The following is a 25,003-nucleotide window of genomic DNA, read 5'->3' on the forward strand; positions in this document are numbered from 1 at the left end:
AAATTTGGATGATTTATACATAGATGGAACTAGAAAACGAGATCCCCTCCCCAAAAATTGCAAATGCTCCATTGTCGGCAGTATCCGCTTTAACTGGTGAAGTTATATCGCCATTAAAGCGATTACTGCATATGGACGAAGACGATTGGGAAGATTTTACTTGCGAACTAGCAACTTATTGGAAAACACAGTATTTGCGAGTCAATCGGGTTGGAGGAGCTGGTGATATGGGGCGTGATGTTATTGCTTACACTCCAGATGGAAGTTGGGAAAATTTTCAGTGTAAATATTACAGCTCATCATTGAATTTGACAGATATTCTTTTAGAAATAGGTAAGCTTTGTCACCACTCACATCAAGGGCATTTTTCTATGCCTGCAAAATATTACTTTGTTGCTAAAAGTGGCTTAAATGGCATTAGCCTTAATGCCCTTAAAGATTCTAAAAAGCTGAAAGCAGAACTCATTTCTGGTTGGGATAAAAAGTGTAAAGACAAAATCACCACGACAAAGAGTGTAAGCCTAGAAGGTGATTTTCTTAAATTTGTTGAGCATGATGTTGATTTTACAATATTTGATCAAATTCCACAGTTGAGGCTTATCGAATTACATAAAAATCATACTCCTTATTACATAAGAAGATTTGGAGCATTAGAGTTTGATCGACCAGCCCCTGCAACACCTCCAAATGATATTCAAAGTAATGAATTGAAATATATTGAAGAGTTATTAAAGGCAATTGAGTCTATAGAATCTCAGGTGAGTTCTGTTGATAATTTAGAAGCCTTTCCTGAGTTTTTGATGGAACTAAAAAGTGCGCGTAAAAACTTCTATTCAGCAGAAAGCTTAGAAAAATTTTCCAGAGACTCAATGCCTCCTGATACATACGAAAATTTGCTTGAAGACTGTTATGAAGCAATTTCTAGCCTCGTCCTGATGGTTCACAACAATGGCTGGGATAAATATTTGGCTATCTCGAATCACGTAACACAAGTTTCATTTTCATCGCATCCATTAAATCTATACATGAGTAATCGTGACAAGAAAGGCGCTTGCCACCAATTGGTGAATAAAGGATCTTTAAAATGGAACAAGTAAAACTTAAAGTCCCTCAGATATTTAATAGTGATGTTGAATTGGCAACTAGAGCCGCACTGATACTTTCGAGTATGGAAGGGAAGAAATTCGACATAGATGAATTGGTCTTATTAGATTACGCGCTATTGTATTCAAGCGAATTTAATGGGCCATCAAACCTTCATCCTGCTGTCCCAAATCATTTGGCAGAAATTGCACAACGGAGAGAGTTGCTACCTAAGTCGCTTTTGTTTTTTATTAAAAAAGGGCTAATTGATGTTCACTATGATGAAAATGGAAAATCTTTTTGTGCGAATGAAAATACAAGTAGCTTTGTTAGCTGCTTAAATTCAAGTTATTTCATCAAAATTTGGGAACGATTAAGTTGGTTGTCTGAGCATTACAATTGGATTATCCAGATACCAATAATGGAGTTAAGAAAAGGAGTATCGAGTTCGGCATGATTATTAAAAGAATATCCGCAACAGGAAAAGGCAAACCGAAGGCTGAACTTTGCTTTGATAAAGGACTCAATGTTGTTGCTGGTGCATCTGATACTGGTAAGTCATATGTCATCAAGTGTTTTCAGTATATTTTTGGTGGTGAAGAGCCTCCTAAAAATATTGACGAAGCTAAAGGCTACAATACCATTGAAGCAGAAATTCAAGTTGACGAAAATGAAAGCTTTATTCTTCGGAGGGAGGTATCTACTGCCAAACCTAAAGTTACTCTAATTAAAGTTGAGCCAGATGGTACAGAGTCAGAAACAATTGTTTTAAGCCCAAGCCACAAAGGAAAAAATAATCTATCGGCACATATACTCGGAAAATTGGGCTTAAACGACAAAGTATTAGTAAAAGGTGTACAGAGTTTAAAAACCTCTTCTTTGACATTGCGCGTACTGAGTAAATTATTTTTGGTCGATGAAGGACGGATAATTACCGAATCTTCACCTCTGGGTGAAGGCCAGCGAGAGTATACTCAAGAAACATCACTACTTAAAACTCTACTCACTGGTGTAGATGATTCAGAAGTCAAAGAGTTGAAACAACAAAAAGATACAGAAGGAGCTGTAGAATCGCGTGTCAAAGCTTTGGAGGAATATGTTGCCAAGAAATTTACTAACCATGAAGAAGTAAAGTCCATAACAGAAAAGTTAGACTCAGAACTGAATGAGTTAGAGGAATCGTTATCTAAGGCTCAAGACGAACTAACCGCTCTGGTTGCAGCCAATAGTGAACTTGATTCTAATAGAAACAAGTTCAGGGGTGATCTTAGTAAATTACGTGAAGCAGAAAAAGAAAACCTTCTACTACAGGGGAGGTTTAGCCTTTTAATTGAGAAATATAACTCTGACTTGGAAAGGTTAGAGGCAGGAAGTGAAGCAGCTTCTTTTGTTGAGCTATACGAGATGGCCAATTGCCCTACTTGCGGACAAGAGTTTGAACAAGAAAAAGATGTAAAAGAGCTAAAGCAATTAGTGCAAAGCACTAAGGCGGAAATTAATAAAAATAAATTTCAAGTTAAAGGGTTAACTGATTCAATCGAGGATTTAAAGCATGAGTATCAAATGCTTGCAAAAGAGATAGATCAAAAAGAAGCAGCAGTTAAAGAGCTATCGGAAATTATCGAAGGGAATATATCTTCGAAATTTAAGGACTATAACGTAGCTATTCGGCTATTAAATAGTAAAAAGAATGAATTTTTGAAACAAAGAGCCATAGTGGATTCTCGTGAAAGCTTATTGAAAGAAATAGGTGAATTGCGTGTCCAGCTTGAAGAGAGAACTGCAAAATATGTACTTCCTGATTTTAGTACCGAGTTAACAGCCTTGTGTAAGAACATTAGTGCAATCTTACAGCGTTGGTCATTTCCCGGACATGAAAACGTTACTTTTGATATGAAAACTAGGGATTTGGTAATTAGTGGCAAGCCAAGGTCCCATTTTGGTAAAGGATACCGAGCAATTTCGTATGCAGCTTTTTCACTAGGCTTAATGGAATACTTGTCTAAGTTTGAACGCCATCCAAATTTTGTAATTCTGGATTCTCCTTTGACCACTTATCGAGCGGGTGACAATGATGAGAATGATGATGAGGTTCAACTACAAAAAGATATGATTTTTGCTTTCTACATTGATCTTTGTGATTCGTTTAAAGATAAGCAAATAATCGTGTTTGAGAACCAAGAGCCAGATGAAGATTTGAAACGAAAGATGACTTACTACCACTTTTCTAAGAACAAGGAAATTGGTCGGTATGGATTCTTTCCAGTAGAATAATTTAAGGATCGTAAATCCGCTGTATCCATACAATCAATGTGTTTTACGATCCAAAGCGAACTCCAACCATAACTCATTTTGTCCAAAAATGAGTTAGCTTGACCGTCTCTTGAAAATTCATAGCTGCTTGTCAGGTGAAGTCTAAACTAATTCTCCTAAGCTGTAAGATCAAATATGAGCTACTACATGTTGCTGAAAGTAGCAGAGATCAGACAACATTCAATTGCCTCATTTGTTCAGAGGACAATACAGTTAAATTATATTGATAACCTTCTTCCAAATTTACTTTTTGCCACAATGCGAAATTCGCTCGTTGCATAACTTGATCATGAGAGAGAAACCAACCTGCACGAAATGAATTTGGGTTTTGCTTGTCTAATGAAATGACTATTTTGTCGCAAAGATGAGCTACTAAACTTACTCGTTCTTTTACTTGTTCTGCATGACTTCCCGTGGCGAAAAAAACAACGCACTCATCAGACATAGCATTGATAAGCATCAACAGTATTTTGAGACTCGAAGGTACTGTCCAATCCAAATTAATAATGCCACCTGTTACCTGAGTCATTTCGTCTAAAGTAATAACTCGTTCAATAGGGCTACTAAAATGCTCTACAATAAATTCAGGGGAAGCGTGAAGTGGCTGCTCGTTGACAATGAAAACCTTTTTAAAAGGTGAGATCTTATTTATTATTTCATTTATTAAACGCTGTTCTCTAGCTCTATTGCAGTTGCCAATTACGGCATAACCTTTTGCATTTTTGGGCATTTGTAGTGAGTAGTCCGGCTCTGGAAAAGATCTGAGTTCTCTATTCAGCTCTTCAAAGGATTCAACATGTAATTGGTCTTCTTTCATCTTTCAACCTTATTATCCTTACAATTATGTTCTTATATTAAACTATTGATTTATAAAGTAAATAATACACAATGAGCACTGCGTAATGATAAAAATGAACGTGGTTGGGTTAAGTGTATATTTTTTTTGGATTTATCAGACTGGTTGTTACATTTGCGTTTACGAAAATAATCATAAAAAATTAAATAATTTCACACTACTAATTACCGTTAGGAAGTAACGGTAATTTCCTATCCTTTAAAATACTTGCCATGATGAAAAGCTAGTTTGCAAAGTGAAGGTTATAAGTAAGAGCAATCGACTAGGTATGGATAAATTTATTGAGCAATATCTTATTATTGCTAATTGAAGGTTTTGTAAAATTTGTTGATTAAGCAATGTTATCACTTACATACTCTTCTCTGGCTTTTTAAATATCATTTTATGGTGAACAGTTATTAATTTGGGGCTAATATTTTTAGCTGGCCTTTGAGTTCACCGTTTTCGTGGACTAATTTGGTATAATCGGTCTCTTTTAATTCGAGCTGCTTTATGCGTTCTTTTAGTGACTCTAACTGGCCTGCCAAATTAGAGTTTTTTGCAACAAGCTGATTATTATGCTGTTTTAATGTGGCTATTTGAGATTCTAGTGATTGTATTTCATTGTCGCTTTGATTGAGTGCTTGAAAGGCTTCTTTTTCCGATAGCTCATATTCAGCAATTTTACCTTCATGTTTTTCAATCACAGATTTAACCCGGCTCTCGGCTACCTCCATAGCCACTTTAAAGCTCTCTTTGGCTATGCTCTCTATTTGCTTGGCTGAAGTTTTTAGATTCTTGTCTAAGCTGTCTTGTATTTCAGCAGGAAGTTCTATTTTGTCTTCTTCATAATTTGTTGCAGACTCATTTTGTAGTTTTTGAATGTGTTGCTCCCAAACCCCTTTTATTCGTTCAGGACTGCCTCCGCCTAGCTTTTCACGAATTGAAAATGCAGTTACATGTTTACCGATAGATTCAATGTAATTGCCAGCAGTTATGATTTGCTCTTCTGAATATTCAGCAACTCTACCCATAAACGACTCCAAATTAGTTATTTAACTTAATTAAGTTAAATAACTTTAGTAAAGAAATCGAATTTGACAAATAAAAGGGTGAATAAAATTTAAATAGGTTTGTTTTATATTGTAGATTTGGGAGCGATTATCTAGGTTCTGAAAAATTTGAACAACTTTGGTCATATTACAATTGGAAGCAAAAACTTAAATGGGAACCAGCGTGTGTTGGTTCTCTTTTATCTAGCATTTGGGTTTGGCGCTTCGCTTTCTTTGATTTATGGCAAAGCAGGAAGACGCTACTATATCTATTCACAGTCTAATTGATTAAAAAATGTTTCTACATCAACAAGGTCGTTTTCGTCTAGATTTTGAAAACGCTTTTTGACTAGCGCAAGCTTTTCAATTTCATCAACATCGCAATCGATGTGATCTTCGCATCGAAAAATAATTTTCTTGCGAATAGCGTTTGGTCTATCTAGTGACGGTGCAACTATCTCAGTTTTAATATCGATATGCTTTTTATGGCAGGCCGAGCATTCAGCATTATGAAAATCAATATTGTTTGTCGGCATTATTAGCTCCAACTTAGTTGTGGTTGATTGATGAAATTCCGCTTGGTGCCAAAGCTAATGGGCCAAAAGAGACGATGATCTGTTTAACGCCTGTATCTGTTCTGGCGAAAAGCCGATGCGAAGAAGTTCAAAGTCTTTTAATTGCATATGAGTTTTTTGACCCTCACCAAGAACTTGATAAAGGTTACCACTAGCCGTTTTGATTAGCTGGTTCTGAGGCAAAATTTCAACTATTTTGGATGTGCTAATGTAATCGTCAGTTGCGAATCGGTATGTCATGTCATCAACACAGATCCCCCATAAAACTTTTCCTATCAATGCATCACCACCGAATACAGAAACAATGTGCCAGTTTTTAACTATTGTATTCATAAGCCGACCCTCGCGTTTTGTTTGATGACTTATGATAGAAAAATTTGAATTAAAAACATATCAAAAGGGTGGATCTAATCTTGAGTTTTTACTTCAGCATGATCCTTTCCCAAAAGAAATATGATGTCTAGATTAATCGAAATAAACAACTGCGATTTTTAGCTGAGGTCGTACGCTGTTAGCACCGGAGTATGTAGGGATGAATAATCTCCATTCATAAAATACATGGTATGATCTTACTCTGGTCTTGCTTGATAGTTTTTAGTTAGTCGTAAGCTCCAAAAGTTTCCTCTGTTGCACCAGCGGTGAGTGTTTTGCAGATACCATCAATATAGTTAAGTTCATCTTCACTTCGTAAGTTTTCTTCTGGAAAATAACCAAACAGCTTTACACTTTCTCCACGATTATTTTTAGCCATTATTTTGGCGACATGGGCATTGCCAAATGGCAATAAAGCAATGCAATCATCGTTAATAATCACACTTAACTCTTCTTTTAAAAACTCATTAAAACAGTTGATCTTAACTTGATGCCGACCATCATCTAAAACATTAATAAGTTCATGAGAAAACTCAGAATCTGTAATAATTTTGCTATTAAGCGCCTTTTTTATTTGATCTAGCATAGTGGTTGTATCAACTGTCATTATTTACCTCGGTAATAAGCTGCACGTAAAAACGTAAAAGAGAACACTTTTGCATTATAGGACAATAATTTGAATTTTATAATTTTACGAAAAAATCATTAATTATCAGCATCAGATCTTTTATTAAGTTGTTGAAAAAGAAGGCTAACTTGAGTTCTTAAGTTTTTTATTACTTCTTCATTATTAGCTTGGTCAATGAGAAGCTTTTCATTTTGTAATGCCAAATCTTTTTGTTTTTTTAGTGTTTGATTTGCAATTAACTGCTTGAAAAAATTACAGTATTTATCTTGTTCCAATTGTTTGAGCTTTGCTTTCAATATATGATTTTCTTTTTCTAGATCTGCTTTATTTTTTCGTTTTTTCTTCTTTTTAGGCTGCTCTACTTTTTTAATTATTTTTAACAGTTCGGTATTTTTATCATTTAAATAGGTAAATAACTTTTCTTGTCTGTCTACTCGTATGTTTGAGGGTGAAACATTGGCTGTTTCAGCAATGTGTGATTTAACAATTGGACCGTTATAAAAGTCTAATCCTTTTATGTCTTTAGATTGGATTTTTATTAAAAGCTCATGATAAATTTTATTAGTAGCGTCATACAATTTTTTTGTTACTGGTGGCCCATCCAAAACCCAATTTGGGTAACTCTCCAAATTTTCTGACTGATGTATCTTTTTTAGTTTGTTAAGCATGTTACTAGTCATTTAGTTTTCCATCTCTGCTAAAATTTTATTGCCATTTTGGACTACTTTTTTACTAACTTCAGATTGAGGCGTGTTTTTTATTGGGAATTTTTCTAGAAAACTCTCATGGCTGATGACATTTCTAATAATATTTTCTTTATGACTAGCTTTGTTATGAAGTGAATTAGGGCAGCCAGAACAAAGTTCAAAACATCCGTTAAGTACTTTTGCAATCCCTGTTTTTTTATCTAAGCACTTTGCAAGATGTTGTCGGCTTTTTAATACTAGGCAGTAGCCATACTCATGAGGAACTACGTGTAGTAAATCTGTCTTAAGTTCGTTTATATATGCTCCTATATCCTCTTCAGTTACAAACTCAAATTTAGAGACTTCTCTTTGAATAAATAATGCTATCGGCCCTGTAAAATCTTGAGAGTGTTCTCCTACCATTTCGAATACTAATTCTGCCATGTACTTCTGTTGTGCAGCAAATTCAATCTGATCTTGAGCTTTTGAGTCAGTATAAGTATTTGTAAATTCACCATTGATACAATGTCGGAAGTGATTTCTGATCGCTTCATGAATGTTTCCATCAAAACGCCTTAGCACAAAATCAACGAACGAATGACGAAATGCATGTGGATATATTCCACGGTATTCATCCAAGACTGTGTCTCCAAATTTATCCACGACTTTGTTGAAAAATATAATTAATCTATCTCTAAAGTTTTCTCTAGAGACTCCTGCTCCATCATGAACGACTCTTTTTTCATCAGCTCCAAAATGTGTTTTCATTGCAGTGTAATATCCAAAAAGGTAGGTGCTCTGACCATCTTTTCGATCATGTTTCGTTATATAGCTAACATCACATAAAATATCCGCAGCTTCGGCTGCAAGTCCGCCTATTGCTCTTAATTGTTTGGTTCCCTGTTGAGTTTTATCTTCTTTAGTTTTAAACCGCCATACGCCATCATCATCCTTATAATAGTCCTGTGAATCTGTTTGTTTCATTTCGTGGACTCGGATACCAGTAAGACAGAAGAATATAATCTTACAAGCGTCATAAATTTCTTTAACTTTGTTATTTAGCTGTTTGTGGCCTCCTAGGTTGATTACGAAATCTACTGGATCAAAATCTTTACTTCCTTTTAGGGATTTAAATTGAGCTTGTACCGCTTCAAGGAAGTTCTCAATCCTCTTAGCTGCTTGAATGAATTGTTTATTGACCGCCTTACCAGACACAACTTGATTAAAAATGGTGTTGCCTTTTTTAAATACTGATTCAGGAAAAAGTTTTAGGGCCGATCTTTGGACGCTAAAGTATGCTCTGACTGCTTTTGCTTCATCAGAGTGAATAGTATTCATTGCCTCTAGTAAAAGAAGTGAAGCTACCTCAAGTGGAACTGAGTCATAACTGCCGCCTTTTATCCATTCTTTGAAGTCACATTCTAATAATGTCAGATCATGTTCAAATTCAGACAAAATGCTTTCAAAATTTGAAGGCCCTAGGTATCCGTCAGAAAGAAGTCCCTTGCGATATAGATTGCCAGAATTAGAGATGTGCCATGCTGTTTTAAGCAAAGTATCTTTTCCTATAAATTGTAAAGATGAATCTAAAAGCTTTCGTTCTGGTGTTTGGATATTATTAAAGACAATATCTTTTAGTAGATTGAAAACGTCTTCTTCTGACCATGACGCTAATGATGCATCGGGCTTATTAATGGTTGCCCAAGTTATGAGTTTTGCTATTTGGTTGCGCTTCATTTCAATCGTAGATTTTCTCGCGCTTAACGTTTGAAGTTTGCTGTCGGTATAACCGTTAGCCCACTGTATAAGGTATTCTCTGCCCCAGTTTCTCCACCTTGAATTTGCTCCTTTGAACGAAACATCAAGCGAAAAGGTTTCTCCGCTGTTGCTATCTGAGATAGAAAACGTTTTATCAGTTATGCAATTGATAAGACGATTTTGTTCCAACTTTGATTTAACAGGTTGTTTAGTTTGTAAAATAGCCATATTAATTACCTCATACTAGCGAAGGAAAAGGGATATCAAATTCTTCCAACAGTTTTTTACCTTCTCGCTGTATGTCAGGTGGAAAACTGTTAAAGATTGTAGAAAGATAAGCTAGCTTTTTTTGAGCATCTTGACCTTTAAGTTGGCTGTCTAAGAACAGTCGAGGTATTTCATTATGTAAGTGGTTTATATACCCTTTTAATAACATAGCTGTAACCTCACTAATTACAATAATTACCTGACCATTATGTTGAAAGCCTCCCCAAAGCTCGGCATCCACATTTTCTAGTAACTGCTCTATATCTTCATATCCTGAGGTGAGACCCAAAAGGTCTTTGATTTCACTTAGGTTTATTTTTTTCACATCTTTTAGATATTCGCCTACTTTGAGTGCATCTTCAACCATTAGGTCTCCAACTTGTGCACCAAAATTTCTTTCGGATTCAATAGCTTCTTTTGAGTTACTTCTGTTGCCATAAACATTATGTTTTGTTGCAAGTGAATGAGAGGTAAGTTCTGCTTGAACCGCAGGTTCGCTTTGGCTACGTGCAGTTTCAGGTCCTTCCTTTTTTGAAATTGTAACGGTGTCGTCCATGCGTTTTCTTGACATAGTTATGGCATCAGGTGTTAAGCCTATAACTCTACTTTCTCTTTTGGATGCACCAGTTAAGTCATTCAATTTCTTTTTATTTCGGCTGTTTGTTAATGTTTCGTTGTAGGCTATTTGATTGTGCTGCCACATACGTTTGATAAGCCACAAAAAAGCATCTCCTTCTGAGCCAAGCTCATCTTTATACTGACGGGTTACCTCTGACTCATTTGATAGGAGTAATTCAAACAGATGTAGACTTTTAGCTGTAAATCCGATATGCCCTTTAGCAGTTGTAACAGTACTATAATCAAGCGTTTTATTGCTATCTGCGAAGCTATATTCTTTGGCTACTTTCCGTTGTTCTATATATCGTGTGTAACATTGGTAAGGTAAGTTCTGCCTAGTATATATGGGGGTTGCTGATGATTTATCTCGTCTCCCTTTGTTATATTGAATTTGCGTAGATTCAATATTTATTGAAAAGTCTGACAGCAAATGAATATTTAGCCCTTCTCGCTGAATAGATTCAGATGCTAACAAGCATTGGATTAAATATATTTCAAAATCTGATGGACATATTAGAAATTTAGGTGTGATGTTATCCAATCTTCGTAATAAGTAACTATTTTTTCCATAAGTTCTTTTCGTGTAAATTGACGCTGTAGTTTGCAAATTGTTCTTAAATTCTTGCACCCACTGCAAGGTTGTTAGTTTTGCTTCAAGTGAATTTAATTTCGCTTTAGGAAATGATCTAAATGTAAAAATTTCAAGAGTAAGTGGATCTGCATTGTTAACAATAGTCTCATAAATTTGGAGGTTAGCTTTTTTAATGATTTCCCAACTTAAGTTATCTATTTGCTTAGGAGGTGCGTAATCCACAGTAAAGTTGTTTGATTGAGAGTTCAAAATTAACGGTTTATTGTCATACTCAGCCGTTTTTAAAGCGTTTATTTGTTTTAAAACGTGCTTATTCGACATTAGCTTCTCTCTGATATCAGAAAGCTTATTTAGTAGAAAGCAGCAACCTAGGCGCAAACTTTGCATCAATTCTGTATCTGAGTATGGTGTGTTTTTTTGACCAAAAAGTTCAGCCATTGATTTTTTTGGAAGCGAATGTGGTGGAGGAAAGTTCGGAAAAAATACTAAGTAATTTGCTAGGGATACATGAGCAAATTTATCTTTATCGAAACCGTCCACTACCGTCTTATTAAAGAGTTTTAATGGCACCCTTAAAATCATTTCTTCGTTGTAAAAACTTGTTCTTTCTGACGTTCCCTTTAACTTGATAAAGTACAGATTAACAATATTGTAAGGTAAACCAGATGATTCATATTGTTTGTTTTCCGCAATATATTTATAAAAATTTCTAAACTCAATTGCTTTGGTGTATCTAGTACTTGGGCGTAACCCCAAAAACAATGGTGACTGAAGGTAGCCGATATATAATTTTAGAAGAGGATTAGATATATGTGCAGGAGGTATGGTTACCTGAACAATAGCGTTGTTACCACTACCATCTTTACCGTAAACAGTTGCCTCAGAGTCAGAATAATTAATTGGAACGACTTCAGCGGGTGCTAGACTAGCTAATTCTGACTTGGTATTTTTGTGGGTACTTTCCATTAGGCTTTCTCGGACTTTCTTTTAAAGTCTTTACCATACTTAGTTTCTTCTAAGGACAGTGCATGTAGAACGTCTTCACGCTTATTTAATAGTGCTTCAAAATAGATATAGCCAAATGTGGTTGATTTTCGTTTGTGACCTAGCCACTGTGGAACATAGATCCAAGGATCATCTCCGTTGTCACGGCAGGCAGTAACTGAGTTTGTAGCAAAACATTTTCTTAGCTTATGGAATCCTCTGTGCTTCCATAACTGAGCCTCCTCTAAAGTTAGCGAAGTATTTTCACAATATTTATCAGCACATTTTCTAAAAAGTTTAGAAGCAAAAGTCTTATCCTTTAAAAGTTTTCCATTCTCTTGACAAATCATGTTGCCTGACTTTATATGTTTAGCTTCCCCCCAAATAAATTCATAGATTGATTTGACTAGGCTAGGTTCAAAGGGGGTTGTTCTGATGGAATTTCCTTTACCATAAATGTTTATGTGAATTGCTTTCGGGATAAAAAAATCAACTTTAGGCAATAATTGTCTGAAAGTTTCGATATTTAAGTTTTCCGCTAGAACAACTTCAAAAGCTCTAAATCCAGCGTAGTAACCTAATTGCAAAACTAGTTCATTTCTTTTTTTCATGAATGATGATTGAGAGTCTACATAGCATAATAAACACTCCTGAAACTTCTTCTTATGAAAATACGCTTCATGCATATCTGTTTTAACACCGGAAAGAAAGCTTTGTTCGTATTCGTTATTTTCATAGGCGTAACTAAAGAGCATCTCTTTTGTGGTAAAGCCCGATTGATATAAATATTTAAAGAACTCTTTTAATACGGCAATATGATTTTCAATTGAGCTGTGCTTCAGCTTTCTTTGTCGTTGTAATACTCCGACTAAATATCCACTCATTTCTTGATCAGTTAATCTTTCGATATTCTCGATAGATAAATTAGTTTTACTTATAATTTCTTTATAAAAAGATTTTAAAGCCTTCATGTAGGTAGTGACCGTGCCAAATAAATTATTGACTGCGGTATGCAATAGAAATGCTGAAGGATGAACTAAAGGGATGTCATTATTAACTAAAGCATAAGTTGAAATCTTTCTTCCACCATAAGGAATGCTTTCTACTAATTTACTTTCAATCATATAAATCTCATTTGTTTTATAATTAACTTAGAACTTTAATGGCTTTTGTCAAGGTGGAGTTATATTGGATGTAACCTATGATAAGATATGGACTGCTTTTATGCGGCCGTAGAAATGCGCGACAATCCTAAGCTTGCAAGCGTACCGCTGGCAATTGGCGGAAATAGTCGCCGTGGAGTGCTCTCTACCGCTAACTATATTGCTAGAGAGTATGGGGTGCGCTCTGCTATGTCTAACTATCATGCCAAACAGCTTTGCCCTGACTTAGTTATTGTGCCTGGCAGAATGGCTGTTTATAAACAAGTATCAACACAGATCCGCGCCATTTTTAACCGCTATACTGACCTTGTAGAACCTCTTTCGCTTGATGAAGCATATTTAGATGTGAGCCATAGTACTGCTTTTAAAGGTAGTGCAACGTTAATTGCTAAGCAAATTCGTACCGATATTTTTAATACCACAGGACTGACTGCATCTGCAGGTATTGCCCCAATTAAATTTATAGCCAAAATTGCTAGTGATGAAAATAAGCCCAATGGCCAATTTGTAGTATTGCCTGAGCAGGTTGACTCGTTTTTAGCCCAATTGCCATTAGGTAAAATTCCAGGGGTGGGTAAAGTAACTCTAGAAAAGCTTAATTTAAAAGGGTTATACACGGGGCAAGATGTGCGCGAAAAAGGGGCTAATTGGATGCAACAGCATGTGGGCAATTTTGGTGTGTCGTTATATCAAAAGTGCATGGGGGAGCATATAGGGCGCGTTTCCACCGAGCGAGTACGCAAGTCATTGAGTGTGGAACATACTTATGAATACAATAAAAACAGCCTAGATGAATGCCTTGAACAATTACCGCAACTGTTAGATGAACTCGTGGTTCGATTAAATAAACAGCAACTACAACATAAAATTAATAAATTAAGTGTTAAAGTTAAATTTGCTAATTTTGTAGTGACCTCAGCAGATCAAGCTGCGTATCAATTAAACACGGCTATTTTTAAAGAGTTACTCGCCAAAGCCTATCAACGTGGATTACAACAACCGGTGCGCTTATTAGGAATTGGCGTGGGTATTAAAAATCAACCAGAGCATAATTTACAGCTTAGTATTTTAGATGTGTAAAACGCGTAACTCCAAGTTGCCAGTAAGTAAGTAGGTTATCGCAGTACACTGGTTATAAATTGCTAAATAAATAATAATAGGGACTACGTTTTCTAACAGGATCCTTTTTTATGGCATATCCAAAAGCAGTACTGGCTAAGCCGGTAAGTGCAAGCCTAGATTGTACATCGCATGATGCACTTATTATTATCAGCAACGACTTTTCTCATTTACCAAATACGCCACTGCGTGATGCAATTTTAGACCAAGCCCAAGTAGACTCTCGCATAGGCAATCAAGTCACCTTGTTAGTGATTGCCGGTAAACGTGTCGTGTTAGTGCCAACAGGCCCTTTAAACAGAGATTATGACGACGTTCGTCGTTATTTTGATGCAGCCAAATTAGCCATTAATGAGGCAAAAGCATCAGGTAGTGTTAACCCTGCTATTTATTTACCCGCTTTAAATACGGATAGCCGTTATCAACATGCTCTTGAAGTGGCTTACTTAGGCGCATGCCAAGCATTATGGCAACCCCTAGAAGCGCGTGAGTTTCATGGTCAAGGTATTGAACCTATTACTCAAATAGGCTTAATTGATGCCAATGAGCAAACAATCAAAGCAGTCAATGCGTTAGCTGCGGGGCAATATGCCGCACGTGATTTATGTGGCACCGAGCCTGAACGCATGGCCCCCCCACGTTTTGCTGATTATTGTACTGAGTTATTTGAAAACAGTGCGGTGAGCGTTGATGTGATTGATGATTTAGCTGCCATTGATAAGCATTACCCCATGCTAAGTACCGTTGCTCGCGCATCGTATGCGGTAGAGCGTCATCATCCACGCGTTGTTAAACTTGAATACGTGCCTGAGGGCGAAGTAACCCGAACACTGATGTTTGTTGGTAAAGGTTTAGTCTATGACACGGGCGGTGCAGATTTAAAAGTCGGTGGTTTTATGGCGGGCATGAGCCGCGATAAAGGCGGTGCGGCCTCGGTTGCTGGATTTATGAAAGCAGTAGCCGATTATCAGCCTAAAGGGGTTAAAGTGATTGCCTTTTTAGCGGTTGTACGCAACTCTATTGGTTCAGATTGTTTTGTCCCTGATGAAATAATTACTAGCCGTGAAGGTGTGCGAGTACGTATTGGTAATACCGATGCCGAAGGGCGTTTAGCTATGGGGGATTTACTTAGTGAAATGAAAGATTTAGCTAAAAACGAAATAAATCCAACGTTGTTTACAGTGGCAACCTTAACAGGGCACGCTGCGCGCGCTATGGGGCCTTATGGCGCATATGTTGAGAATGGGCCCGCGCGTAGTGCTAATATTTCACGCCAATTAGCCGATTGTGGTGATTTATGGGCTGACGGTGCTGAAGTGTCGCGTTCACGCCGTGAAGATTATGATTTTATAAAACCACGCACTTTAGCTGACGATGTGCTTTCTAGTAATAATGCAGCTTCTGCTGTCACAGCGCGCGGCCATCAATTCCCTATGGCATTTTTAGCTGTGGTAGGTGGATTAGATAAGCATGGCAGTGAATCTACTTTACCACTTCCTTATGTACATATGGATATTGCTGGTAGTGGCGTTGAAGGCGGCGACTGGCAACATGGTAAACCAACTGCAGCGTCAGTAAGCAGTTTATTTGCCCGCTATTGTTTATAACTCCCTATAAATAATCCTAAAAAGCCCTGAAAATCAGGGCTTTTTAATTGGTGGAAGATATTTATTATCCGGAGTTAAGGTTAACTAAGCTTAAAGCGCGATACCACGCTTGATAACTCAACACTGCTTTGTTTGAGTTTGTCGCTAGCGCGAGTTAAATCTTTGGTGTTACCCAAAGATTGCTCTGTAGATTGTGATAAATCGTTAATTCTTAAATTCACCTCGTCTGCGGCTGATGTTTGCTGCTCTGTGGCGCGAGCAATTTGGCCGTTCATATCGGTGATCACCGATACCAGCCTGTCTATTTCATCAAGTGATGCATTAGCTGAAGAGGCTTGTTCAACCGTAGAAATAGAAATCTCTTGGCTAGATTTTACCGCTTCAACTGCAGCTTTAGCCCCTTCTTGCAGCTTAGCTATCATAGCTTGAATCTCATCAGTGCTTTTACCTGTCCGGCTGGCAAGTGTTCTTACTTCGTCGGCTACAACTGCAAAGCCTCTTCCATGTTCACCTGCTCTTGCAGCTTCAATAGCTGCGTTTAGCGCTAACAGATTGGTTTGTTCAGCAATGCTTCTAATAACATCAAGTACCGAGCCAATATTATTACTCTCTTGAGCAAGGTCGGCGGTCACTTTGCTCACGGTTTCTATATTACTAGAGAGGGTTTCAATGGCGGTAATGGTTTTCGACACTACATTTTTACCCGTTGATGCATTACTAGCAGCATCATTTGCGGCTTGCTCAGCAGCTTCGGCATTACGGCTAACATCATGAATTTGATGAGTCATTTGCTCCATTGCCGCGGCTACTTGGGTGCTACTGTCGTTTTGAAGCTCAATAAACGACTGGCTGGTTTTGCTAGAATCATCTACAGCATGGGCATGCTCGTTTACATCGTTTGCGCTTTTGGCAACCAGCACCAAAGACTCCCTAATTTTGGATACAAATAAGTTAAATGACCGCGACAGCTGAGATATTTCATCATTGCCATTTTCGTTGAGAGTACGGGTTAAATCCCCCTCACCTTGAGATATATCTTTCATCATTTCTGCTGCTAAACGAGTCGGCGTTAAAATACTGCGACCAATAAAGTAGCTAAAAAGTACGACAACGACGATCATAATCATTACATTGATAACGATAATAGTACGTTGCTGCGAAAAGGTGTTGTCTATGGTATCAAGGTAAACGCCCGAGCCGATGATCCATTGCCATTGATTAAAGCCTTTTACATACGCAATTTTATCTACGGGTTTGTCGCTGCCGGGTTTTGGCCACTTGTAAGGCACATAGCCTTCGCCGGATTTTTTAACAACATCAACCATTTCAACAAACAAAGGGGTGCCATCAGGGTCTTTATTATTCGTTAAATCTTTCCCTTCAAGGGCTGGTTTAATTGGGTGCATTACCATGGCTGGCTGATAATTGTTGATCCAAAAATAGTTAGTATCATCGTAACGCAATGAGCGTATTGAGGCCATCGCTTGAGATTGTGCTTGTGCACGAGTGAGTGTTTGACTTTGTTCAAGCGCTGCGTAGTGTGTAATGATGCTATAAGCAGTTTCCACCACATTTTTAGTTTTTAGATATTGCTCATTTTTAAGCGATTTATATTGATTACTTAAACCCGAAATACTCAATACAATTAAACCAAAAATTACAATCCCTACTAAAATGGCTAAACGTTGAAATATAGTAAAACGACGGAGGTTTGGCATATGCATGTTCCCGTATTAGAGCATTATTTCTCTTAAATAAGCATAGTTAAAATATAGGCTAATACGGTTTTATTTTCTTTATATTGTATTTTTAATACTCTCTTTGTTAACTAGTTTGCGTAAATACAATAAAAAGGATAGGCCGAACTTTTATTTAACGGGTGCTTATAATGAATTTAATTATTGTTTGTTGACGTTTCAATATAGCTTATCTGCATAAAAAAAGGCTGATACTTATATCAGCCTTTAGTCGAATAATTAACCCGGTTTTAGTTACTTTGTATTAAAATTACGGTTAAAGAAGTTTGTAATAGTTTGATGTAAATGAGTTTGAACTTGTTTACCGCGAAGGCTATGTTTTGAGCCCGGGTAAGTCATCATTTCAAACTGTTGATTGTTATCTTGCAGCTGTTTAAACAATTTAGTGGCATGGGTAAATAATACGTTGTCATCGGCCATGCCATGGTAAATCATTAATGGGCCTTTTAAGCCTTCAGCGTATGGGAACACAGCACTGTCGATATAGCCTTGGGCATTAGTATCTGGGTGACCCAAATAGCGCTCGGTGTAATGGGTGTCGTATAGAGCCCAGTCGGTAACCGGAGCACCAGATACACCCGCGCTAAAGTAATCGCCTGCTTTAAACATAGTCATCAGCGCCATATAACCACCGTAGCTGTGGCCATAAATACCAATGCGAGCAGGGTCTACGTAATCAAGAGTACGTAAAAACTCAACGCCTTTGATTTGATCCGCCACTTCTACAACGCCGAAGTGCTTATAAATTGCATCTTCAAACTTTTTACCGCGATTGTAAGAGCCTCGGTTATCAAGTTGAAAAATTACATAACCTTGTTGCGCCATGTATTGAAAATATAAATTTTTACTGCGCCAGCTATTGGTTACTCGCTGAGCATGAGGACCACCGTAAACGTTGACAATAACCGGATGCTTTTTACCCTTAGCCATATTTGCTGGTTTAAATAAACGGTAATGCATAATTTGGCCGTCTTCAGCGGTAATTGTTCCGTATTCGGGCTGGGCTAAATCAGTTAGATACGGGGTAAGTGGGTGAGAGTCATCAAGCTTATTCTCTTCAAGCCACGTAATAAACTCACCATTAATTTTGCGCAGTGCAGCTGAATTTGGCTTATTAACCGATGAGCTATTATCAATGAAAGTTTTATTATCTTTCGCTAGAACGACATTATGGTATTGGCCTTTTTCAGTAATGCGCTTCATAGCCCCTTTTTTAAATAAAGGCGCACTGTATAAATGGCTCTCTAGCGGGGTATCTTTACGTGCAGCAAAGTAAACAACGCCATTTTTTTCATCTATCCCTTTTAGGCTATCTACGACCCAATCACCTGCGGTAATCTGGCGGATAAGTTGGCCGTTATTACGATATAAATAAAGGTGCTTAAATCCATCTCGCTCTGAGGCCCATACAAAATGCTTTTTATCTTTTAAAAATTCAAGGTCAAAATGCAAGTTGATCCAGGTATCACTTTTTTCAGTTAAAGCAACGGTTTGCTGTTTTGTTTTAGTGTTGTAAAAACGTAGTTCTAAGTTATGTTGCGAGCGGTTTTGCCATTGATAAGAGAGCGTATTGCTGTCGTTTAGCCACTTAGCGCGGGCAATATAAATATCTTTATCGTCGCCTAAGTCAATCCAGTCAACTGCTTGATCATTAAGCTTTACCACCCCAAGTTGAATGTCAACATTATTGGTGCCAGTAAATGGATAACGCTGGTTAAATAGTTTTACTTCATCAGCATAAATTTCGTTACGAATCGCTTCTTGAACAGGGCTTTCATCAACGCGAGTAAAGGCGATTTTAGATTCATCATTTGCCCACCAATAACCGGTCATACGGCTCATTTCTTCTTGCGCCACAAATTCTGCCATGCCGTTTTTAATTACGCCACCGCCATCTTTACTTAACTGAATTTCTTTACCTGAAGCCAGCTCTAGTGCATATAGGTTTTGCTCTCGGATAAAGGATACGAAATTTCCTTTTGGAGAAAAACGCGCATCGGTTTCAAATGCGTCTGTGTTAGTCAGCTTTTTACTATTTTTAGCATCTAAGTCATAGTAATAAAGATCGCCATTAAGAGGGAATAACAGTGCTTTCCCATCTTTTGACCATTTATATTCAAGGATACCTTTTCCAAAAATACGTTGGCGTTCGCGGCGTGCTTTTTCTTCATCGGAGAGATTTTCTGGGCCTGAAAATAACTGCGCCGAATCAACTAACAACCGGTTGGTATTATCTTTTAAATTATATTCCCATAAATCGTAGCGGTTATAGTCATCGGTTTTACCTTGTAAGTAGGTAACCCGGCTACCATCAGGCGAAAACTTAAGTTGTACCGGAGATTTGCCTGCTAAGCTCGGATCATCAAATATACGCTCAAGCGTTAGCGGCTCAGCTTCTGCGCTTAATGCGCCCGCGAGTAGGGGAATTGCCAGTGAGAGGTGTTTTAGTTTTTTTAACACAGGATTGCCTTTACTTACATAAAATTATCTCGATGGTAAAGCACAAGCGTGTGCAACTGCAACTAAATGCTATAAAGTGTGCGGTAAAATAATCTAAGGACTTTAACATGAGCAAAACATCATTTACCTTAGCACCTGAACTGAAAAGAGATTGTATTGAACTGACTGATTGGCCACTTTGTAAGGTGTTGCTATTAAACGACAGCCAATATCCTTGGTTTGTATTGGTCCCCAGAATAGCGGGTTTAAAAGAGATTATTGATTTAACCGAGCAGCAACAAATTACTTATTTACACGAGTCAGCGAAACTCAGTCATTTGTTAATGGAGGTGTTTAATCCTGATAAGTTAAATGTAGCCGCATTGGGTAATATGGTGCCACAACTACATATTCATCATATCGCGCGTTTTAAAACAGATATTGCGTGGCCTGCGCCGGTATGGGGCAAGTTTCCGAGTGTGCCTTATACTCATGAGCAGATAGAGCAATTAAAAGCGCATTTTTAAAAATCAAAATGAGTTACTTTGAGGGGATAGTATGAAATTAATCAAACAACTCTGTACAAGTGTATTTATTGCAGCCATTGCAGTGTCAGCAGTGATAGCGGGCGAGCAGCCAGTAGCTATAGATGTGGTAAATAACGCTAATATTAAAAACTTTGCAGCACATAACAACTTAGTTTTTTCAGCAGCGCAACCGACTGATGAGCAGTTTAAGCAACTGTCACAAGCTAATGTTAAGCATGTTATTAATTTACGTGCAGCAGATGAGCAAGACTGGGATGAAGGCGCGTTAGTCAATTCTTTAGGAATGAATTACCACGCAATTGAGATTGCAGGTGCACAAGATGTAAACATCGACAATGCAAAACGATTAGCTAGCCTTTTAGAAGAACTTAAAGGTGAGTCAGTGGTTGTTCATTGTGCGAGCAGTAATCGTGTTGGTGCGCTAATGGCTATTTCAGCTCATCAACAAGGTGCAGATATAGAGTCTGCGATTGAAACCGGAAAGCAGTGGGGAATGGCAAGCCTTGAGCCGGTTGTTCGTAAAGTGATGAGTGATAAATAATTCAAATAATAAAAAAAGCGTTACAGTGTAACGCTTTTTTTATGAGAGCTAATTTAGCGCATATTAATTAAGGCCAAGTACATCTTTACCTTGTTTGAAGGTTACATCTACAGGGATGTTCGCTTTGCTTAACTTTTCTAAATCTTTAGCTAGTTCCGCTTTAATATCGCCATGAGTTGCAATCAGTTGATCAACTTTTTCGTAATCACCGTCACCTTGCAGGGTTAAAATAAGGCGCGATAATTTAGCCATAGCGTCGCCCATTTTATCCATGTTGATGCTATACAAGCCGTCTTCATTTTTAGAGAAGGCACCTTCTTGAGCAAAAAAGTTAAAGCGGATCATGTTTGCTTTACCATGTGCACTTGATGCACCGAAACGCACAGAGCGGAAAATACCCGCCATAAAGGTGGTGTAGTAATCTTCTAACGTCCCTTCAGTGATTTCCCCTTTTTTAAGTAACTGTTCAACCATGTACAGACCAAGAATATCTGCTTTACCTTCTTCCAAGGCGCTAGCATGCTCTTGTAGAGATTGGCGAACGGTACCTTTGCCGGTAATAGTATTTTTAATACCTAAACCGTGAGCTACTTCATGGAACATAGTGTTAGCAAAAAATGCATCAAAGGTAATGTGTTTACGTTGCTCTGGCACAATTAACTGCTCTGCGATAGGGACTAAAATTTTATCAAACTTCGCTCGCATTGCATTTTTAAGCTGTAAGCGACGTGTGCCTTTTTCTAGCTGTACTTGCTCATCATTTGGTAAGTTAATTGCAATGGTTTTACTGCCGGCATTTGAGTGCCCAGCATAATAAACAACATCGTAGGCATTTAAGTCAGCATCTGAGCCAGGTACTTCTTGCTTGTACTTGCTATCAACAGGTAAGCCTTTTTGCAGCTCAGGTAAAAAGGCAGCAAATTTAGCCAGGCGTTCGCTCCATTTTAAATCTTTAATTAGTACATACGATTCATAGGCAGCACGGTAACCAAATAATTGGTCTTCGTAGTTTTCAATTGGGCCAATAACAACATCGATAGGATTATTTTTCATATCCATCCAAGCAAAGTCAGAGGCTTGGAAATCATCGCTTTGTATTGCGTCAGCTCGTAAGTTTAGGTAGTTGGCAAATTCTTTGTCGTCAGCTAATTTGCTAGCGTCTCTAAGTAACTTAGCTGTTTGGGCAAGTTCTACGGCATATTCTTCTGAATAAGGCGTGCTGTATAAATTACCTAGTTCATCGCGTTTAATAAGTGAGTAAAGCCCTGTTTTATCTTTTACATCAGCGTTATTAAGCTCTTCTTTGGTGATGTCGGCCGGATAAAAACCTGCCCCAAGCGGCTTTTCTTTGTAGCCAGATAAAAATACTTCATCGCCATTTAAGCGATCCCATGGGCCGTAGTTTATATCTGCAAACTGACGTACTTTTTCATCATCTAATTGTGCTAAAAAGCTTTGTTTATCTTCACCAAATGCTTGTTTCCAAAATAAATCGTCCATAATTTTTGAAGCATCAATAAGCTTGGCAACCATGGCTTTTTGGTTCTCAGATAAGTGTGACAAATCGCTTTGTAAGCTAAAGTCTGTGTATATGTCTAAGCGTTGACGGTCAATATTAACGAGTGTTGGCCCAGAAGGCGCTTGAGAAGCCGTTGGCGCTGAGCTTTGCGGCGTATTGTTTGAAGACGGTGCTTGCTCAGAACAGGCACTAAGAAAAACGATGCCAGAGAGCAGTATTGCTTGGCTAATTTTATTTAAGATCATTATATTGCCTTTAAAAAGTCTATTTTATAACTTGTATACTGTAAGTTAAGGTACTGAATGAGTATTAGTGTGCCTTAGCATGCTTGCATTAAAGCAAAACATACTAGCAAATAGCAAGTATTAGACGTTAGAGTGCACTAATGAGGGGTCGCTGGTAAATAATCAATAATTATCTACAATTCTTTCTATTTTAGGTATATGTTTAATACTACTAAGCTTTGAAATAATTAATAATATAAGACTTGCTGTAAAGTGTAGGTCATTAAGCAAAGGGATATTTATGTCTACAGAAAATGCCTTACTCACTATTTTAGTTGACAGAATTAACAACGACACACTGGTGTTACCTACGTTACCTGAGGTAGCGATTAAGGTTCGCCAAGCCGCAGATAACCCCGATGTTAATTTGATGCAAATGTCAGATGTGATAGCACATGATCCTGCATTGTCGGCGCGGATGATCAAAGTCGCAAATAGTGCAATTATGGGCCGAGCTGTAAAGGTGTCTAACTTGCACCAAGCCGTTACACGTATTGGGCTTAGGCAAATAAAAAATATTGCCACAGCCATGGCGATGGAGCAGTTATTTGTATCTAACAACGAGTTAATAAAAGGCTACATGGGAAAGGCGTGGCATAAAACGCTGCATGTGGCCTCGCACTCTATTTCATTAATGGAGTTTTACTTAAAAAGAAATACCCATACATCGCTAAATCGCGATGCCATTACATTAGCTTCATTAGTTTATAATATTGGGGTGTTACCCATTTTAACTGAAGCAGAGCGTCACCCTGAAGTGTTTGCAAGCCCCAGCTTTTTAGCCCATGCGATTCAACGTTTAAGTGGTAAAATTGGTGGTTCAATCATGAAAGCGTGGGAATTTCCTGATGTGTTTGTTGAGGTCGCGCAGCACTGGGCAGATGTGAATCATCGTACTGCTGAGGTGAGTTATATCGACTTCATTCGTGTTGGTGCAATCCTTGAGGGAACCTTACAAGTATCTGATAAGTCAGCAGCGCTGCAAACGTATATTGATAAAGGCATATTTTCTTCATTAGAAATGTTAGAGAGTGAAGAGTATTTGCATATGGTTGAAGACGTAAAAGAAATGTTTAGTTAATACCAATTTTATTAAAAACATGATTATTCTAGCGTATTAAATAATCCGCTACCTGCGTTAAAAATTATTTATATAGAACAACTATGTATCATAATTTTTGCCTTGTTATCGACTTATTTCTTTGTCGCTATAATAGATCACTAATTTAATGCAATTGGTATAACTTGTTTTTGAACAATAAAAAGCACGATTAATACCGTGCTTTTATTTTTAATACTATTTAATAAAGCTTTTACGCTAAATCGTCAGCATCACCTAAGCCCTGTGTAAGCTCTTCTAGCAATTGCTTAATTTCTTCAGATGCAAGAATAAAATCAGCATCTAGTTTAACCGCCATATCTTCTTTAGGAATATCGGCATTTTCTTCTTTAAGTGTTTCTGAATAGCTTAAACGTTTAATTGAGCCATCGTTTTGTAGCATAAATTTAACGCGCTCTTGCCAATCAAGGGCAAGCTTAGTAACGCGCTTACCACTTTCAAGGTGCGACTTCACTTCGTCACACGATAGGTCATGGCCTTTGAGTTTTACCTGAGCACCACTGTCATCAGCTTCTTCAAGTTCAGCGTCTGATCCAATTGCAAAGCCCTCTGGAGTACTAAAGTTAGTAAGCCAGTCAGTTAAAAATACGTCTAAATCATAATTAGCAAACGCAGGAACAACGGGTAATGTCCCTAATGATTTACGTAATAGAGCAAGTAGTTCCTCTGCTTTATTAAAGCTTGCACTATTAACTACCACCCACCCATTTTCTTGGTCTATAAAAGCAAACTGCAAGCTCGATTTTTTAAATGCTTGTGGCAATAAGGTGTGTAAGATGTTTTCTTTTAATTCATCTTTTTCTTTTTTCTTTACTGGGCGATTTTCTTCGGCTTCAATCTGATCAACTTTTTCTGCTACCAGCTCATTTATTACCGAGGCTGGTAATACTTTTTCTTCACGTTTAGCGCACACTAAAATACTTTTTTGTGAGAAATGAGACAGAGTTTCACCATGTTTACCAAATGCTTTTGTCCAACCAAATGTTGCCAACTCTTGGCCAGTACAAGGACGAAATAGATCTTGCTCTAATGCCTTATCAAAGTCTTCTTGTGTGTATGAAACGTCTTGTTTAAAGCGATAGCATATAAGGTTACTAAACCACATAGGGGAATGATCCATTTAAAAAATTTGTGCAATCATAG

The 25,003-nt window shown here is 37.6% G+C and carries 21 protein-coding genes; 8 read left to right on the forward strand and 13 right to left on the reverse strand.

Going from position 1 to position 25,003, the window contains the following annotated elements; all coding sequences use genetic code 11:
* The first annotated feature begins 23 nt into the window (after window positions 1–23).
* The 3 genes from KK487_RS03470 to KK487_RS03480 are packed head-to-tail and all read left to right on the forward strand — an operon-like array spanning window position 24 to window position 3,357.
* Entirely contained in the window at window positions 24–1,097 is a 1,074-nt protein-coding gene (locus tag KK487_RS03470; protein ID WP_193521951.1) for an ABC-three component system protein, read from the forward strand.
* Entirely contained in the window at window positions 1,085–1,540 is a 456-nt protein-coding gene (locus KK487_RS03475) for an ABC-three component system middle component 2 (protein ID WP_128583087.1), read from the forward strand. The genes KK487_RS03470 and KK487_RS03475 overlap by 13 nt, the downstream gene beginning before the upstream one ends.
* A complete protein-coding gene (locus KK487_RS03480; RefSeq protein WP_128583086.1) occupies window positions 1,537–3,357 on the forward strand; it encodes an AAA family ATPase in 1,821 nt (606 codons plus the stop codon). The genes KK487_RS03475 and KK487_RS03480 overlap by 4 nt, the downstream gene beginning before the upstream one ends.
* A 208-nt stretch (window positions 3,358–3,565) precedes the next feature.
* On the opposite strand, the gene KK487_RS03485 is transcribed toward KK487_RS03480, so the two are convergent.
* The 9 genes from KK487_RS03485 to KK487_RS03525 all read right to left on the reverse strand — a co-directional run bounded on the left by KK487_RS03485 (window position 3,566) and on the right by KK487_RS03525 (window position 12,887).
* Complete coding sequence (locus KK487_RS03485; RefSeq protein WP_128583085.1) at window positions 3,566–4,213, reverse strand: hypothetical protein; 648 nt, start codon at window positions 4,211–4,213, stop codon at window positions 3,566–3,568.
* A 437-nt stretch (window positions 4,214–4,650) separates the two neighbouring features.
* Complete coding sequence (locus KK487_RS03490) at window positions 4,651–5,265, reverse strand: DNA-binding protein (RefSeq protein WP_013464208.1); 615 nt, start codon at window positions 5,263–5,265, stop codon at window positions 4,651–4,653.
* A gap of 287 nt (window positions 5,266–5,552) precedes the next feature.
* Complete coding sequence (locus KK487_RS03495; RefSeq protein WP_128583084.1) at window positions 5,553–5,819, reverse strand: hypothetical protein; 267 nt, start codon at window positions 5,817–5,819, stop codon at window positions 5,553–5,555.
* 54 nt (window positions 5,820–5,873) lie between these two features.
* The gene (locus KK487_RS03500; protein ID WP_128583083.1) at window positions 5,874–6,191 is read right to left on the reverse strand and encodes a hypothetical protein; all 318 of its coding nucleotides are present in this window, start codon (window positions 6,189–6,191) and stop codon (window positions 5,874–5,876) included.
* Window positions 6,192–6,456: 265 nt separating this feature from the next.
* Window positions 6,457–6,837 carry a hypothetical protein gene (locus KK487_RS03505; RefSeq protein ID WP_128583082.1) on the reverse strand — a complete coding sequence of 127 codons (381 nt, stop codon included), beginning with the start codon at window positions 6,835–6,837 and terminating at the stop codon, window positions 6,457–6,459.
* A gap of 98 nt (window positions 6,838–6,935) precedes the next feature.
* Window positions 6,936–7,538 carry a hypothetical protein gene (locus tag KK487_RS03510; protein ID WP_128583081.1) on the reverse strand — a complete coding sequence of 201 codons (603 nt, stop codon included), beginning with the start codon at window positions 7,536–7,538 and terminating at the stop codon, window positions 6,936–6,938.
* On the reverse strand, window positions 7,539–9,530 hold the full coding sequence (locus KK487_RS03515; RefSeq protein WP_128583080.1) for a site-specific integrase: 1,992 nt from the start codon (window positions 9,528–9,530) through the stop codon (window positions 7,539–7,541).
* Window positions 9,531–9,540: 10 nt separating this feature from the next.
* Complete coding sequence (locus KK487_RS03520) at window positions 9,541–11,745, reverse strand: hypothetical protein (RefSeq protein ID WP_128583079.1); 2,205 nt, start codon at window positions 11,743–11,745, stop codon at window positions 9,541–9,543.
* Complete coding sequence (locus KK487_RS03525; RefSeq protein ID WP_128583078.1) at window positions 11,745–12,887, reverse strand: tyrosine-type recombinase/integrase; 1,143 nt, start codon at window positions 12,885–12,887, stop codon at window positions 11,745–11,747. The genes KK487_RS03520 and KK487_RS03525 overlap by 1 nt, the downstream gene beginning before the upstream one ends.
* Before the next feature lie 87 nt (window positions 12,888–12,974).
* Between KK487_RS03525 and dinB the strand changes: the two genes are divergently transcribed.
* Together dinB and KK487_RS03535 are read left to right on the forward strand one after the other, a co-directional pair.
* A complete protein-coding gene (gene dinB / locus KK487_RS03530; RefSeq protein WP_128583077.1) occupies window positions 12,975–14,006 on the forward strand; it encodes a DNA polymerase IV in 1,032 nt (343 codons plus the stop codon).
* A gap of 110 nt (window positions 14,007–14,116) precedes the next feature.
* The gene (locus KK487_RS03535; protein WP_128583076.1) at window positions 14,117–15,652 is read left to right on the forward strand and encodes a M17 family metallopeptidase; all 1,536 of its coding nucleotides are present in this window, start codon (window positions 14,117–14,119) and stop codon (window positions 15,650–15,652) included.
* A gap of 80 nt (window positions 15,653–15,732) precedes the next feature.
* On the opposite strand, the gene KK487_RS03540 is transcribed toward KK487_RS03535, so the two are convergent.
* Window positions 15,733–17,370 (reverse strand): methyl-accepting chemotaxis protein, encoded by a 1,638-nt coding sequence (locus KK487_RS03540; RefSeq protein WP_058154248.1) that lies wholly within the window; start codon window positions 17,368–17,370, stop codon window positions 15,733–15,735.
* 273 nt (window positions 17,371–17,643) lie between these two features.
* A complete protein-coding gene (locus KK487_RS03545) occupies window positions 17,644–19,869 on the reverse strand; it encodes a S9 family peptidase (RefSeq protein WP_215521985.1) in 2,226 nt (741 codons plus the stop codon).
* Window positions 19,870–19,976: 107 nt separating this feature from the next.
* Here KK487_RS03545 and KK487_RS03550 point away from each other — a divergent pair, with 107 nt between their 5' ends.
* Together KK487_RS03550 and KK487_RS03555 are read left to right on the forward strand one after the other, a co-directional pair.
* Window positions 19,977–20,375 carry an HIT domain-containing protein gene (locus KK487_RS03550; RefSeq protein ID WP_096038195.1) on the forward strand — a complete coding sequence of 133 codons (399 nt, stop codon included), beginning with the start codon at window positions 19,977–19,979 and terminating at the stop codon, window positions 20,373–20,375.
* A gap of 31 nt (window positions 20,376–20,406) precedes the next feature.
* Window positions 20,407–20,937, forward strand: a complete 531-nt coding sequence (locus KK487_RS03555; protein ID WP_215521986.1) for a protein tyrosine phosphatase family protein — start codon at window positions 20,407–20,409, stop codon at window positions 20,935–20,937.
* Window positions 20,938–21,000: 63 nt separating this feature from the next.
* Here the strand turns inward: KK487_RS03555 and KK487_RS03560 are convergent, their stop codons facing one another.
* Window positions 21,001–22,701, reverse strand: a complete 1,701-nt coding sequence (locus tag KK487_RS03560) for a DUF8614 domain-containing protein (RefSeq protein ID WP_090494557.1) — start codon at window positions 22,699–22,701, stop codon at window positions 21,001–21,003.
* Between the two features lie 280 nt (window positions 22,702–22,981).
* Here KK487_RS03560 and KK487_RS03565 point away from each other — a divergent pair, with 280 nt between their 5' ends.
* Window positions 22,982–23,821, forward strand: coding sequence for an HDOD domain-containing protein (locus KK487_RS03565; RefSeq protein WP_024601554.1), 840 nt, complete (start codon window positions 22,982–22,984; stop codon window positions 23,819–23,821).
* Between the two features lie 232 nt (window positions 23,822–24,053).
* On the opposite strand, the gene rdgC is transcribed toward KK487_RS03565, so the two are convergent.
* On the reverse strand, window positions 24,054–24,965 hold the full coding sequence (gene rdgC, locus KK487_RS03570) for a recombination-associated protein RdgC (protein ID WP_008111993.1): 912 nt from the start codon (window positions 24,963–24,965) through the stop codon (window positions 24,054–24,056).
* Between the last annotated feature and the right edge of the window lie 38 nt (window positions 24,966–25,003).

The organism is Pseudoalteromonas sp. SiA1, from assembly GCF_018732205.1.
Taxonomy (GTDB): Bacteria; Pseudomonadota; Gammaproteobacteria; order Enterobacterales; family Alteromonadaceae; genus Pseudoalteromonas; species Pseudoalteromonas tetraodonis.

Bases quoted from the DNA above. Each gene is read 5' to 3' on its own strand.
- KK487_RS03470 (WP_193521951.1), top strand. From the start codon at position 24: ATGGAACTAGAAAACGAGATCCCCTCCCCAAAAATTGCAAATGCTCCA.
- KK487_RS03475 (WP_128583087.1), top strand. From the start codon at position 1,085: ATGGAACAAGTAAAACTTAAAGTCCCTCAGATATTTAATAGTGATGTT.
- KK487_RS03480 (WP_128583086.1), top strand. From the start codon at position 1,537: ATGATTATTAAAAGAATATCCGCAACAGGAAAAGGCAAACCGAAGGCT.
- KK487_RS03485 (WP_128583085.1), bottom strand. From the start codon at position 4,213: ATGAAAGAAGACCAATTACATGTTGAATCCTTTGAAGAGCTGAATAGA.
- KK487_RS03490 (WP_013464208.1), bottom strand. From the start codon at position 5,265: ATGGGTAGAGTTGCTGAATATTCAGAAGAGCAAATCATAACTGCTGGC.
- KK487_RS03495 (WP_128583084.1), bottom strand. From the start codon at position 5,819: ATGCCGACAAACAATATTGATTTTCATAATGCTGAATGCTCGGCCTGC.
- KK487_RS03500 (WP_128583083.1), bottom strand. From the start codon at position 6,191: ATGAATACAATAGTTAAAAACTGGCACATTGTTTCTGTATTCGGTGGT.
- KK487_RS03505 (WP_128583082.1), bottom strand. From the start codon at position 6,837: ATGACAGTTGATACAACCACTATGCTAGATCAAATAAAAAAGGCGCTT.
- KK487_RS03510 (WP_128583081.1), bottom strand. From the start codon at position 7,538: ATGACTAGTAACATGCTTAACAAACTAAAAAAGATACATCAGTCAGAA.
- KK487_RS03515 (WP_128583080.1), bottom strand. From the start codon at position 9,530: ATGGCTATTTTACAAACTAAACAACCTGTTAAATCAAAGTTGGAACAA.
- KK487_RS03520 (WP_128583079.1), bottom strand. From the start codon at position 11,745: ATGGAAAGTACCCACAAAAATACCAAGTCAGAATTAGCTAGTCTAGCA.
- KK487_RS03525 (WP_128583078.1), bottom strand. From the start codon at position 12,887: ATGATTGAAAGTAAATTAGTAGAAAGCATTCCTTATGGTGGAAGAAAG.
- dinB (WP_128583077.1), top strand. From the start codon at position 12,975: ATGGACTGCTTTTATGCGGCCGTAGAAATGCGCGACAATCCTAAGCTT.
- KK487_RS03535 (WP_128583076.1), top strand. From the start codon at position 14,117: ATGGCATATCCAAAAGCAGTACTGGCTAAGCCGGTAAGTGCAAGCCTA.
- KK487_RS03540 (WP_058154248.1), bottom strand. From the start codon at position 17,370: ATGCCAAACCTCCGTCGTTTTACTATATTTCAACGTTTAGCCATTTTA.
- KK487_RS03550 (WP_096038195.1), top strand. From the start codon at position 19,977: ATGAGCAAAACATCATTTACCTTAGCACCTGAACTGAAAAGAGATTGT.
- KK487_RS03555 (WP_215521986.1), top strand. From the start codon at position 20,407: ATGAAATTAATCAAACAACTCTGTACAAGTGTATTTATTGCAGCCATT.
- KK487_RS03560 (WP_090494557.1), bottom strand. From the start codon at position 22,701: ATGATCTTAAATAAAATTAGCCAAGCAATACTGCTCTCTGGCATCGTT.
- KK487_RS03565 (WP_024601554.1), top strand. From the start codon at position 22,982: ATGTCTACAGAAAATGCCTTACTCACTATTTTAGTTGACAGAATTAAC.
- rdgC (WP_008111993.1), bottom strand. From the start codon at position 24,965: ATGTGGTTTAGTAACCTTATATGCTATCGCTTTAAACAAGACGTTTCA.